Raw genomic sequence first — 13,339 nt, 5'->3', positions numbered from 1 at the left:
CTGACCCGAACCCCCGCCCGGATCAACCCAAGGAGACCACCGTGTCCACGAGATCGTCCCGATCGCTGCGCGGCCTCGCCGTCGTCGGCGTGCTCGTGCCCGCGCTCGCCCTGTCCGCCTGCTCGTCCTCCGACGATGCCGCGAGCGGAGGCGAGACCGCAGCTGCCCCCACCGACGGCGTCCTGACCGTCGGCCTGCTGGGCGACATCGGTCAGCCGCCGGACCCCGACATCTACTACGCCAACAACGGCCTCGCCATCGTGCTGAACGCGTACGAGGGTCTGGTCCAGTACAAGAACGACAGCGACGCCGTCGAGATCGCGCCGCGTCTGGCGACGAGCTGGGAGGCCAGCCCGGACAACACCACGTTTACGTTCCACCTGCAGGACGGGGTCACGTTCCACGACGGCACCCCGTTCACCAGCGCCGCCGTCAAGGTCGCGTTCGACCGGCGCATCGCCGTGGAGGGCGGTGCTTCGTACATGGTTGCCGGCGTGACCGGCGTCGACACCCCCGACGACCTCACCGCCGTGGTCCACCTGGACAAGCCGAACTCGGCGTTCCTGGATTACCTCGCCTCGCCGTTCGGTCCCAAGATGGAGTCGCCGACGGGCCTGGAGACCAACGCGGGCGACGACAACGCGCAGACCTACCTGTCCACGCACGACCTGGGCACCGGCCCGTACGAGCTGACCAAGGCTGAGACCGGCGTCGGCTACACGCTGACCCAGTACAAGGACTACTGGGGCTCGTCCTCCCCGTTCACCTCGGTCGAGCTGCCGGTCTACACGGACGAGTCGGCCCTGGAGCTCGCGTTCGACTCCGGTGACGTCGACGCGATCGTCGCCGCCCTGCCGTCCTCCAGCCTGGACAAGTACTCCACGGCGGCAGTGAAGAACTACTTCCTGCCGACGCTGCAGTCCGCGCTGGTCACGGTGAACTCGAGCCTGCCGTTCTTCAAGGACACGGAGGCCCGCATCGCGTTCCTCAAGTCGCTCGACCAGAAGTCGCTCGTGGAGCAGGTGCTCGGCGCGCGGTCGTCGGTGGCCACCACCATGTACGCCGGCGGGATGATCCCGGGCGACGCCGACAAGCAGGCGATCAGCTACGACCCGAAGCCGCTKGCGGACTACGCGGCGACGCTGCCCGACGACGCGAAGTCCCTGGTCATCGGCTACGCCAACGGGAATGCGAACGCCGAGCAGATGGCCAACATCGTCGTCGCGAACCTGCAGACGGACGGACTCAAGGCGACCGCGCAGGGCTACGAGACCAGCACCGTGTTCGGCTGGATCAACGACCCGACGCAGGGCCCCGACGCCTTCATCGACGGCAACAACGGCCCCGACGGCGGCAACCCCTACATGTGGGGCCACGTGTTCTGGGACGCGAGCGGCGGGATCAACTACTTCGGCTGCCAGTCCGAGGAGGTCAACGCCCTGCTCGACCAGGCCGTCGTGGACGGTGACACCGACCTGTACACCCAGGCCGGCGACCTCTATGGCGAGACCGGCTGCTACCTGAACCTGTCCTACAACAAGGACTGGGTGGTCGCGCAGTCGTGGCTCACCGGCGTGGCCGAGAGCCACAACATCGGTGCCAACGAGCTGAACTTCGCCATGCTAGGCATCGACGGTCAGTGAGCTGATCGGGACCGGGCCCGTTCGTCGCGGGCCCGGTCCCGACCTCGTCGGAAAGGACTCGACGCATGACCAAGACCGCCGAGCCGAAGGCCTCGCTCTCGCAGCGCATCTACGACACGGTGCGCGAGCAGATCATCCTCGGGCACTACCCGCAGGGAAGCCGCCTGCCCGAACAGCGCATCGCCGAGGAGCTGGACGTGTCCCGCGTCCCCCTGCGCGAGGCCGTCCCGCTCCTGGAGCGCGACGGGTTTGTCCACACATACCCCCGTCGCGGCGCCGTCGTGGCGCAGTGGGGGGAGAAGGAGGTGGACGACTTGTTCGACGTCCGCCTGTGCCTAGAGGTGGGAGCGGCCGGCTACGCCGCACGCCAGGTTGCCGACGGGGCATCGCTGGCACTGCTGGACGCCGCGCTCCAGGTGTCGCAGGACGTCGTGTCGCTGCGTGACCCGTTGCGGATCGCGCAGGAGAGCACGCACTTCCACGAGGCGATCGTCGCGACCGCCGACAACGCCCTCATGCTCAAGATGATGCGCACGATCTCCGGGCGGATGACCTGGTTGTTCTACCTGACCAGCCAGCTCGACGTGGACGAGGCCTTCCACGACCACGTCCTGCTGCGCGAGGCGATCGCTTCCGGCAACCCGCGCGTAGCCGAGTCGGTGGCCTACGCCCACATCGAACGCGACCGCGTGCCGTCGTTCGCGGCGATGCCGCCTGGCACGAGCTGACCGCCACCGCTGATCAGGTCGACGGGGGAGTCCGCGACGAGAACGTGAGTCGCGGTCCAGGCAGGCTCGGGATGCCCGAGGGTCAGCGGTGGTGCACGGCGACAATGGCCCGGCCAACCCTCAAGGAGCTCGCCGATCGCGGCCGCCTCGTCAGACCCGCGCGTCAGGCGTCACCCGACGGCCGGTGATTGATGGCTTTCGGCGGTTCGCACCGGACAGGTCGAGCGTGGGGACCCATATGCGCTACCCCGGTTTCACTGTCGTTACGCGAACCGTCCTGCACCAGTGAAGCCTGACCTCTCGAGGGACCGGACGTAGGCTGCTGAGGAACGACGTCAACGCGTCTCCTGGGCAGAGGGAGCGGCCGACATGACAGTAGAGCGGGGCTCGAGACTAGACCTCCGGGAGCGGGCTGCTAGACGGTTCTTCCGCGTCGTCAACGGGCTCGCGGTTTGGATGATCCAGGTGGGCATCCCCACCGGCGCCCGGAACGTGGTGCTGATCGTGCGCGGGCGAAAGTCGGGGATCGAACGCGCAACGCCAGTCACCGTGCTCGGCCTCGACGGGCACGTGTACATCCAGGCGACCTATGCTGCGACGGGCTGGGGCCGCAACCTCCGCGCGGCCGGCGAGGCCACTGTCATCCAACCGGGTGGCCGCCGCAGGTCCGTTGATGCCATCGAGATCCCGACCGATGAGGCGGCGGCGATCCTGCGGGACGCGCTCGAGCCCTTCCACCGCTCACGCCTCCTGCGCAGACTGCTCGGGCCGCGCGTGAGGCCGCCCGTCGCGATCCTGCGCCAAGCCCGGGTACGCATTGACGACACGCTCCAGGACTACCTCGCCGCGGCTCAGCACCAGCCGCTGTTCGACCTTGTGCCGAGGTGACCGCGCGTGGCCGCCCACCGGATCGCTGACCAACTGCAGGTGAATTGTGGTTGAGGCAATCCGGGTTGAGGCATGCTTCAGAGGTCGGCGAGCATGCGGTCGGCGGGGATCGCCCCACATTTACCCCACGAATTCAACGCTCGGCGACGCTCGACAACACTGAACGGTGCGCGGTGTTCTCCGCCGCGCATCGCGTAAATCCGCAGATCACACACAGTTTCACCAGACGGTGCGAGACGACGGGCACGAGCCTGTCGGCCCCGGGATTCTTCAAGGGGTCGCAGATTCAAAATCCTGTCAGCCCGACACATCAGGCCTGGTGAGACGGTGTCTCACCAGGCCTGATGTGTGATCGGCGGGCCAGAACCCCACACCATCCCCACGCTGTCGAGCGGTCCGCGCGGCGTCGGTCGAGGGCGTCGATGCACGTCGTGCCTGGTGGGAGCGCAGGAGCTGAGGGCGGCGCGCCGCACGGTGCGACGACCGGTCGCAGGCTCACATGCGGTGGGGCCGCTCTATCCGGCCCGGATTAGACGTGGTCTCGCGCCGGTCAGGCTCGACGAGGCGGTGACGGCGCAGCACCGCCAGGTGTTCGGACAGGTGCGAAGCCTCGTCGTCGGCTCCCGGAAGGTGAGCGATGCGCGCCGCGCCGTCGGGCGCGCAGGCTCCGGGTGCCAGCCCACACTCGAGTCCCGGGCCGCTCACCCGGGTGGAACGCCGCTTCCCGATCTCGACAGGCCGGTCGCCGCCCGCCGACTTAGCATCGGCTGCACCGCGACCACCGTGTCGCTCTCTCGTCCCGAGGAGGGGTGGACCACCGTGGGCATCCAGACCTCTCTCGACGCGCTGCGCGCGGCCGGCCGAATCGTCGACGCCATGCGGCTCGCCGACGAGCTTGCGTTCGAGAGCAGCAGGGACCCCGGAGTCCGCACGATCCGCGTGCTGACCGCCGCCCTGGACGACACGGATCAGCTGTCAGCGATCGCGGCGGTGCACGCGCTCGGCACGATTGCCGACGACGAAGCGTCCCGGGTACTGGTCCGGCTGCTCTCGAACGAACGGCTCTTCGTCCGGGAGCACGCCGCGTGGGTGCTCGGCTCCGTGCTGCCGCGCCCCGATGCGATTGCGCGCCTGATCGGCATGACGGCAGCCGGGGGATTCGGAGGCATGCTCGCGCAGCGGACCCTCGAACAGTGGTCTGCGGGCGCGGCCGAGCACGTCGCGGTCGGTCTCGAGACCGCTCTGCTCGGCGCGGCCGAGCCCGCCGCCCGGGCCCGAGTCGTCGAGACGCTCGGGCTGGTCCGGCACGCCATCGCGGTGCGGCCCCTGCTCGCCATCGCGGCCAGCTCGAGCGAGGAGCAGGGAGTGCGGTCGGCCGCCGTTGCCGCGCTCGGGCAGCGCCCCGGCGATCACGCCGTCATGGGCCTGCTCGATGACCTGGCGTCGAGAGACGACCACCTCGCGGAGGTCGCCCGGCTGTCGCTCGTCGACATCGACGCCGGGGCGCCGCGGCGACAGGAGCTCGGGCGCGACGGACTCACCGTCGCTCAGCTGTTCCTGCACGCGGACATCGATGCGCGGCTCAGCGCCGCCGGCGCCGGCGACAACGGTGGGATCGCCACCCTGCTGGTACGGCTCGGCGACGCGCTCGTGACGCCGGGCCCCGCCGGGCCGGCCGCGACGCGCGTGCTCACCATGTCCCGCGGGACGGCGGCGCAGGCTACGGCCGACCTGGGGACCTTCGCAGAGGTCGGGCACCTCTATGGACGAGTACCGCTGCCGCGGGACCCGTCGGCTACTGCGACGGCCTGGTCCCTGCGCGTGCCGGCCCGTCGAGGTATCCGCCGCATCCTGCGCGCCGCGGGTGGTGTCGACCTGGTCCACCTGCGCATGGCCGACGTCGGCAGCCTCGCCGCGGCCGACGTCGCGCGTGAGCTCGACCTCCCCGTGGTGTTCACCGTCGCGCCGGACCCGCACGGCGTCATCCAGTCGCTCGACCTCGCGGGCCGGTTGACCAGGCAGAACTTCGGGGCGGTCGACGAGGTGGAGCACTTCTGGTTCCGAGCCCGCCTCGTGCAGCGGCTCGCGGCCAACGCGTCGCACACGGTGCTGTTCCCGCGGCCGGCACTGGAGCGCGACATGCGCGAGCTCGTCGGTATCGACATCACTGCGCACCCCGAGCGGCACACCATCGTGCCCGAGGGAGTCGACCTCGTGGTCGTCGACCGTGCCGTGGCCGAGGCGCAGGCTCAGGCAGCCGGCGCGGCACCGTCCGAAGCGGTGGCCGAGCTGCGCGCCCTGGTCGAAGCCATGCCGATCGAGCGCCGGACGCTGCCGCTGATCGTGAGCGTCGGGCGGCTGCACCGCGTCAAGGGCATGGCCACGCTCGTGCAGGCCTGGGCCGCCGGTGACCTTCACCAGCGGGCAAACTTGCTCGTCATCGGTGGCGACCTCGACGACCCGTCGGCCGACGAGCGTGAGCAGCTGGAGCTGATCGACGCCATCGTCCCGGCCGCTGCGCGAACCACGACCGGGCTGCTGCTCCCCGGGCACCGACCGAACGACGTAGTGGCCCGCTGGGTCGCGGCCGCGCGCACCGGGCTGCCCGGTCTGAGCGCACCGCGGGGCATCTACGTGTGCGCGAGCCTGAAGGAGGAGTTCGGGATCGCGCTGCTCGAGGCCATGGCGTCAGGCCTGCTCGTGGTGGCTCCCGACGGCGGCGGCCCGGCCACCTACGTCGACGACGGCGACACCGGCGTCCTGACCGCCACCTGGCACCCCGGACGCCTGGCCATGGCGATCGGCGCCGCGCTCGAGGCGTCTGTCGCGGAGACAGATGCCCGACGGGCCGACCGGTCGCACGGGATCGTCGAGAAGAGCTTCACGATCCAGCGCATGGCCGAGATGCTCGGGGACGTCTACGCGGGTGTCGCCTCAGACGAGCGGGCCGCCCGGTCCTCGGTGGTCGTCCCGGGATGACCCTGCTCGTCATCAGCCCCGACTACGCCTCCCACCTGCTGCCTCTGGCCGCCCTCGGAGTTGCCTGGCAGGACGCGGGGGAGCGGGTCGTCGTGGCCTCCGGCCCGGCCACCGCACAGATCGTCGAGTCGTTCGGCTACGAGCGCGCCCCTCTGCAGCTCGGGCGCGGATCCAACCCCGGGGTGATCAGGGCCGACAAGCAGCCCGACGCGGAGGCCGACTCGCTCCGTGGCTTCTTCGACGCCACCCGTCGCGGGATGGTGCCGACGCTCACCTATCAGGCGACCGAGCGGCTGGTCGACCTCATGTGGCAGCCGGTCGCGAAGGCCCGCGCCACCCTCCAGCTGATCGAGGCTGTGCGCCCCGACGCCATCCTCGTCGACCACCTCGCCTACAGCGCTCGCCTGGCGCTGTGGGCCGCGGACCTCCCGCACGCCGACGTCGTGCTCGGTCACCCGACGGCGCTGCCCGTCGGCGACGAGCTCTACGGCTGTCCACCCGTGTGGCCGCGCGCCTTCCGCCCTGACCCCGTCGAGATGGCTGGGCTCGAGGTGCTGTGTCGTCGGGTCGCCGCGGGCTTCACGGCCGAGTGGAACAGGGCCGCCGCGCAGCTCGCCCTTGGCCTGCCGACGGTGGACGACGCCTTCGCCCTGCACGGGCCCCTGGTCCTCTACAACTACCCAGGCGAGCTTGCGCTGCCGGAGCGCGAACCCGCGCTGCCGCCGCATAGATACCTCGGCGCTTCGCTGCGTGCGGAGCCGGCCGACCGCGAGGTCGACACCTGGCTGAGCACCGGGGAACCGTTCGTCTACGTCAGTTTCGGCAGCTTCCTGTCTGTGCGCGGAGACGTGCTGGCCCGTGTGGTGGCGGCCCTGCGGGCGGCCGGCGTGCGGGCCGCGGTCGCGAGCGGTGCCACCCCGGTGGATGAGCTGGGGGAGGTGCCGTCCGGCTGGCTGGTCCGGGAGTACCTGCCGCAGGTGCGCCTCCTCCGGGAGGCGTCCGCGGCGGTCACGCACGGCGGCAACAACTCGGTCACCGAGTCGGTCGCCACCGCCACACCGATGCTCGTCCTGCCGTTCTCTACCGACCAGTTCGCCGGCGCCGCGGCAGTCGAGCGAGCCGGCGTGGGCCAAGCCCTGGACCCGAACGTAGCCTCCGTCGACGAGCTCCGTGCGGCGCTCGTGCGGCTGCTGGACCTCTCCGGCCCAGGTGCGCAGACGCTGCGGTCCGCGGCTCTGGCGCTCGATCAGGACCCGGGACCAGCGAGGGCGTGGCGCGCATCCGGTGAACCGGCGATCAGCTGACCCATCGCCGCGCGGTCGCCGGAGGCTGCGCGGTACCGCGCCATGAGTCGGGCGTTGGCCTCGTACTGGGTGCCACTGCGCTCGGCGGGGAGTGGTGCAGCGCATACACGCGGCCGGCGGTGCGCACGGGTGGGCGGCCGAGCACGCTCCGTCGACCAGGTCGAAGGCGAAGTCTTCCGCCCGCACCCCGCTGGAGAACTGGCGGCTGCCATCGGCGCCTAACCAGCGGTACTCGGTGTACCGAAGGTGCACCGCCAGCGTCGAGGATGCAGCGTCGATCGCGCGCAAGAGCGGCTCACGCTCCGGAAGCGTGTCCGCGTCATTCAAGACGACCACGTCATCCTCATCGACGGCCGCCACGGCGAGGTTGCGGCACTTCGCCGCGTTGAATGCCTCGTCACCATAGTCAACGGTCCGCACCGACACGTCGGGCAGGTGGCCTTCGTACCAGGCCAGGACGCGGTCGAACGCGTCGAGACGCGAGGGTTGCGGGCGCCACGGGATGACGACCGTCACGGAACTCACGCGATCAACGTCATAGGTCCGGCTCCAGGCCGCTGGCCCGGGCGTCGCGGACAAGATTCACCGCGACGCAGGTCCGGTGCTGCACGCTGAGCCGGTGGCGAGGCGGGTAGGAAGGGCGGTGGCGAAGTAGTTGGTAGTCGCTCGGTCGGGGTTCGCGTGTTCGTGGTGGCCGGCTGGCCACCACGAACACTTACGGGCGATCCAGGCTAGGCGGCGACTTGCTGCGCGGACTTGCGGATGACGGGAATCTGGGGCGGCTCGGATGCGAGATCCGAGCCGCCGTCTGTGTTGCTCAGGAGGGACGAGCTGATTAGCAGAAGCTCTTGGCGGTGGCGTTCTTCATGGTCCCGCCACCTACGGCCCGAACGAGCTCTCCCACGTTGTTGAACCCGGCCACGCCGACGGTGTTGACGGTCTTGTGCACCTGCCCGAAGCAGGCGGCCTCTGCGGGCGCGGCGGAGGCGCTGGCTGCGGAGCCGAGGAGGGCGAGAGCTGCGATGGCCCCCGCGGCGAGAATGCGCTTCATCGGACAATCCCTTCGGTTGGTGGGTGCTTGATCACCCGTCCACAGTTCTTCTGCACGGGGGAGGAGTTTGGATGCGGACGGGCCAGATTCTTTGGCGAGGCCGTTGTACTTCGCGAGGTCATGCGGTCGCACGGGGTGCAGGAGCCGCGCCTCGGAGCACGTCCGGTACTTGAGCCGGAACGAGTCGTAGGCGTTCCGCGGCCGAAGCTGGGAGCCACCGGATGCGCACGGTCTGCTCGAAGCTTCGCCGACGCCTGACTGATCAGGGATCGACGTCGACCGGGGGCAGCCGTCGTTGAGCGGACTGACGGAACGTCGCCTATACCGTTACCGGTATACGCCTCGCACGAGAGTTGCGACCCTGATCCGTCAGACCCGCGAGGCAGCCCACCTGACCCCGAGCGGCACTCGCTGCGCGCGCTGGCTCTTCGCAGCCGGCGGTCGCACGGTACGAGCGGGGGATGGGTCGCCGTCGGTCGCGACCTTGGAGCGGCTGCTCGCAGCGGCGGGTGCCTCGCTGGACCTGTCTGCGATTCCTGTTGGTCGCATACTGGACGTGCGCACCCGCGGATGGCCAAGCTCCGGGCACACCGGATGGAGGTTCTGGCGGCTGCGCGGCGCCACGGTGCCACGACCGTCGCGTGGTGCCGCGTCGTACCTGGCTGCCAGCGGTCCTGCGGCCAGCGGCGGATCGCCCGCGGGGCGGCGGGTCGCAGGTTCAAATGTGGTGAGGCCGTTCCATCTGGCCCAGCGACGCGCTTCTGCTCGCGAGCCCGTCGGTCGGTCGAAGTCTGACGTCTCGCACGCGCCCACTGCGGGTGTACGGCCGGGCGAGTCGGACGACTCCCTTGTGAAGCGACAAGTCCGGACGTAGCGTCTTTCTGCCGCGACATCGTCCATCTGGTCGACCGCTGGCCGTCAATGCAGACGTGGAGGTCCACCTGTGACTCGAACCCTGTCGGCCGCACGACCACGACGAGGGGCAGCGCTGCTGATTGCCTCCGTCGCTCTCGCAGTCGGACTCGGCGGTCTGGCCCAACCGGCCGCGCACGCCGCGTCCGCACCGCCAGGAGGACTGAACGAGACCCGTCCCTACGAGCCCGGCGAGGAGGGGATGGTCGGGGTCGACGCCCACTCCCGGTCCAACTCGCCCTCGCGGGTGCCGTCGAGCCACGTGCCGACGCCCGCGACACTCGCTGTCGCGGCCAACCCCGCTGCCAAGGCCTTCGAGGGCCTGAACATGGTGGACCAGCGCACGGCCAACAACGGGAACCAGTTCTCTATCGAGCCACCCGACCAGGGACTGTGTGTCGGCGCGAGTCAGGTCATCGAGGGCGTCAACACCGTCTTCTCGATCCACGACAAGGCGAGCGGGGCACGAACGGCGCCGATGTCCTACGACCTGTTCTTCAACGGCGTCGCGGAGATCGACCGCACGCCTGGCGCGACGAACCCGTACGGCCCGTTCGTGTCCGACCCGAAGTGCTATTGGGACCCTGAGCTGAACCGGTTCTACATGACCGTGCTGGAGCTCGGCACCGACTCGGCGACGGGTGACTTCACCGGCGCGAGCTATGTCGACATCGCCGTGAGCAGGACGGCGACGCCGTCCCCCAGCTCCAGTGACTGGTACCTCTACAAGCTCGACGTCGCGAATTCAGGCGGCGGCGACACGACCACCGGGTCCTCAGGCGCGAACCTCGCCTCGCACCCCGGCTGTCCCTGTCTCGGGGACCAGCCGCTGATCGGCGCCGACCGCAACGGCTTCTTCATCAGCACCAACGAGTTCTCGATCGAGGGGCCGGAGTTCAACGGCGCGCAGGTGTACGCCTTCGACAAGGCCGCGCTCGCCGCCGGCACCCTGAAGGTGCAGCGGATCGAGAGCCCTGCCACTCCGCTGGCGGAAGGCATCGCGTACAGCATCCAGCCAGCCACCTCGCCGGCCGCCTCCGAGTGGTCCAGCGAGGCAGGCGGCACTGAGTACGCTTTGTCGGCCCTGGACTTCACGGCCAAGCTCGACAACCGGATCGCGTCCTGGGCGTTCACGAACACCGCATCGCTGAGGACCACCAACCCGGATGTCCGGGTGTCCAGCACAGTGCTTGCCAGCGAGGTGTACGGGCAGCCGCCGGCGGTCCAGCAGAAGCCGGGGCCCTACCCGCTCGGTGAGAGCCTCAAGGACAAGCTCAACCTGCTCGAGTCCAACGACGACCGCATGCAGCAGGTCGTCTACAGCGGTGGGCGGACCTGGAGCGGCCTGAATACGGTGGTCAAGACGGACAACGGGCCGACCACGACCGGCATCGCCTACTTCGTGGTGCGTCCGTCGCCGACCTCGGCGACGATCACCTCGCAGGGCTACGTCGCAGTGAACCGCAACTCGGTGATGTTCCCGTCGATCGGTGTCACCACCGGGGCCACCCGGGCCGCGATGGTGTTCACCCTGGCCGGGCCGGGTTACTACCCGTCCACCGCGTACGTATCGCTGACCTCGACCGGCACGGTGACCGGCCCGGTCACGGTGTACGGCGCAGGGACCAGGCCGGCCGACGGCTTCACCGGCTACCCGCAGTACGGGGGAAGCGGGGTCGAGCGGTGGGGTGATTACTCCGCCGCGGTCGCCGGACCGGAGGGCAAGATCTGGATGGCGGCGGAGTACATCCCCGGCACCTTCGGCTACCCACCCTTCCTCGCCAACTGGGGAACTGCGATCGGCAGCATCTGAGCGCACCCGACACGCCAGCGACCGCGAGCGGACAAGTCCCGTTGATGGCACGAAGCCAGTAGGCGAAGCATCGCTTGTCTGGCCTGGTGAGGCGCATACTCGCCGTCTCAGACTTGATCGACGGGGCAACCCGGGCTGTTCGTGCGCGCCTTGGCTTGGGGCTTTGTGCGGATCGTGACGGTGGCGAGTCGATGCCCGTCGCTGTTCATGTGTCACCAATCTCGACCAAGTGCTCCGACATCTTCGACGACGCCGGAGCCGAAGTTCGCACCCGATGGAGCGGCCCGTCCTAGCGGACGGGCACACCGTGGTCGACGGCTGGACGACCGAGGTGGCCGGCAGGCTCGCGACATCGGAGGTGCCGCCGAGGACGCTGGACAACGAGACGCCATGCGGGAACCTGCGGCTCGACGTTCTGGCTGACCCCGGGGACGCTCGGGCCGGGGCGCGGCGGGACGATCGCGATCGAGGGCGCGTCGATCGTGGACTTCGGTGTCCCGCCGTCCACGGCGCAGCGGCTGCGCGACCGCGCAGCACGAGCGGACCCGGCAGCCGGCTGGTTCACCCGTACTGACCGCCGCACGCCGAGGACCGCCTTCGCTCAGGCCTGCCGCAACCTGCGTGCGCGGCGCGACGGTTTCGTGGAGTTCGGGAGCCGGGCGTGAAACCCCTGGTCGCGTGGGGCGAGGTCGGTCAGTGTCGCGGCCGAGTGGAACCGCGCTGGATGAGCGCGGAGGTCCGGCGGAACGTCCGCGCAGGCTCTGTCGAGCCGTTGATCCGGGCGATCAGCCGGCTGACCGCCGTCTCGGCGATCCACCCGATGTTCGAGTCCACGGACGTCAGGGGGGGTGAGAGGTAGGCGGACTCGTCGATATTGTCGAAGCCCACGACCTGGACATCCCCGGGCACGTCCAGGCCGTGCGCTCGCAGCGCCGAGATCGCCCCGATGGCCAGCGAGTCGTTCAGCCCCAGGACGGCGTCGAACGTGCGTCCGTTCGCGATGAGCGCCTCCATCGACCTGAACCCGGTCCCGATCGTCCAGTCGAAACCCGTGACGCCCACGAGAGCCGGGTCCAGGGCGATGCCGCGTGCCTCGCACGCCTGCTCGATCCCGTGGAGCCGAAGTTCCGCGTTGCCCTCGAGGGCCGCCGCGGCCGGTCGGAACTGGCGGTGGGCGCCGATCACCGCGAGCCGGGTCGCGCCGGTCCCCAACAGCAGCTCCGTGGCGGCGACGGCGTTTGCGACGTCGTCCGTGGTCACGCGGTCGACGAGGCCCCACGTGGTTCGCGAACCCAGGCAGACCAGCGGGTGCGAGACGGCCAGGTCCGCGGGGACGAGGTCGTGGTGCTCGGACATCGACAGCAGTGTCMCGTCGTACACGCGGGGGTCCACCGCGGTGAGATGGGCGCGGGAGCCGTCCTCCTCGTCCGGGTAGGTGGTGACCTGCAAGGCGTAGCCGTGCCCACGGGCGACCTCGATCAGCGCCTCGGCGAGCTGCGAGAGGTAGGGGGAGCGCAACGTCGGGACCGCCAGGGACAGAACATGGGTCGTGCCGGAGGCGAGGCTGCGGGCCGAGCTGTTCACCGTGTACCCGAGCACCTCGATGGCGTCTTGCACGCGCCGCCGGGTCTCCGGGGTCATGCGTCCGCTGTCGTTGAGGACGTTGGAAGCCGTCTTCAGGGAGACACCCGCAGTCCGCGCGACGTCCCGAAGAGTGGCGCGGCGCGGCACGGACCCTGGATGGACCGTCATGAGCCCCCGCGCCTCCCACCTGCTGCTGGACGCGCCGAGCCTAGACCAGGTGGTCAACAGCCGGGACACAGGTTGACGGGCTCGGTCGGCGTCCGGTACACCGGTGTACCGCGCGTCGCCAGGAGACGCCGACCGTCGCACACCGACCCCTCCGGTCGCTCACGACGGCGCTGGTACCGCCACGAAGGAGTGGACATGGTTCGCACGCGTCAGCACAGGCTCATGGCAGCGGTCGTCGCCGCCGTCCTGCCGGCCGCGGCGTTGAGCGG

8 protein-coding genes are annotated in these 13,339 nt (G+C 70.0%); 6 read left to right on the top strand and 2 right to left on the bottom strand.

Going from position 1 to position 13,339, the window contains the following annotated elements; translation table 11 throughout:
• Positions 1-41 precede the first annotated feature (41 nt).
• The 5 genes from AC1DYZ_RS19175 (at position 42) to AC1DYZ_RS19155 (ending at position 7,542) form a co-directional block, all read left to right on the top strand.
• On the top strand, positions 42-1,643 hold the full coding sequence (locus tag AC1DYZ_RS19175; RefSeq protein WP_477066699.1) for an ABC transporter substrate-binding protein: 1,602 nt from the start codon (positions 42-44) through the stop codon (positions 1,641-1,643).
• 65 nt (positions 1,644-1,708) lie between these two features.
• Entirely contained in the window at positions 1,709-2,371 is a 663-nt protein-coding gene (locus AC1DYZ_RS19170; RefSeq protein ID WP_477066698.1) for a GntR family transcriptional regulator, read from the top strand.
• Between the two features lie 465 nt (positions 2,372-2,836).
• A complete protein-coding gene (locus AC1DYZ_RS19165) occupies positions 2,837-3,259 on the top strand; it encodes a nitroreductase family deazaflavin-dependent oxidoreductase (RefSeq protein WP_477066697.1) in 423 nt (140 codons plus the stop codon).
• An 819-nt stretch (positions 3,260-4,078) separates the two neighbouring features.
• Positions 4,079-6,238: a glycosyltransferase gene (locus tag AC1DYZ_RS19160; protein WP_477066696.1), complete on the top strand. Its 2,160-nt coding sequence runs from the start codon at positions 4,079-4,081 to the stop codon at positions 6,236-6,238.
• Positions 6,235-7,542, top strand: coding sequence for a glycosyltransferase (locus AC1DYZ_RS19155; protein WP_477066695.1), 1,308 nt, complete (start codon positions 6,235-6,237; stop codon positions 7,540-7,542). Before AC1DYZ_RS19160 ends, AC1DYZ_RS19155 begins: the two co-directional genes overlap by 4 nt.
• Positions 7,543-8,377: 835 nt before the next feature.
• On the opposite strand, the gene AC1DYZ_RS19150 is transcribed toward AC1DYZ_RS19155, so the two are convergent.
• Positions 8,378-8,593 (bottom strand): hypothetical protein, encoded by a 216-nt coding sequence (locus AC1DYZ_RS19150; protein WP_477066694.1) that lies wholly within the window; start codon positions 8,591-8,593, stop codon positions 8,378-8,380.
• Between the two features lie 1,114 nt (positions 8,594-9,707).
• On the opposite strand from AC1DYZ_RS19150, the gene AC1DYZ_RS19145 reads away from it, so the two are divergent.
• Positions 9,708-11,318: a hypothetical protein gene (locus AC1DYZ_RS19145; protein ID WP_477066693.1), complete on the top strand. Its 1,611-nt coding sequence runs from the start codon at positions 9,708-9,710 to the stop codon at positions 11,316-11,318.
• A gap of 693 nt (positions 11,319-12,011) precedes the next feature.
• Here AC1DYZ_RS19145 and AC1DYZ_RS19140 read toward each other — a convergent pair.
• The gene (locus AC1DYZ_RS19140; RefSeq protein WP_477066692.1) at positions 12,012-13,070 is read right to left on the bottom strand and encodes a LacI family DNA-binding transcriptional regulator; all 1,059 of its coding nucleotides are present in this window, start codon (positions 13,068-13,070) and stop codon (positions 12,012-12,014) included.
• Between the last annotated feature and the right edge of the window lie 269 nt (positions 13,071-13,339).

The sequence above is a fragment of the Cellulomonas sp. P1_C4 genome (assembly GCF_056406355.1).
This window is presented reverse-complemented; position numbering and strand designations above follow the sequence as displayed.

Bases quoted from the DNA above. Each gene is read 5' to 3' on its own strand.
- AC1DYZ_RS19170 (WP_477066698.1), top strand. From the start codon at position 1,709: ATGACCAAGACCGCCGAGCCGAAGGCCTCGCTCTCGCAGCGCATCTAC.
- AC1DYZ_RS19155 (WP_477066695.1), top strand. From the start codon at position 6,235: ATGACCCTGCTCGTCATCAGCCCCGACTACGCCTCCCACCTGCTGCCT.
- AC1DYZ_RS19150 (WP_477066694.1), bottom strand. From the start codon at position 8,593: ATGAAGCGCATTCTCGCCGCGGGGGCCATCGCAGCTCTCGCCCTCCTC.
- AC1DYZ_RS19145 (WP_477066693.1), top strand. From the start codon at position 9,708: ATGGTCGGGGTCGACGCCCACTCCCGGTCCAACTCGCCCTCGCGGGTG.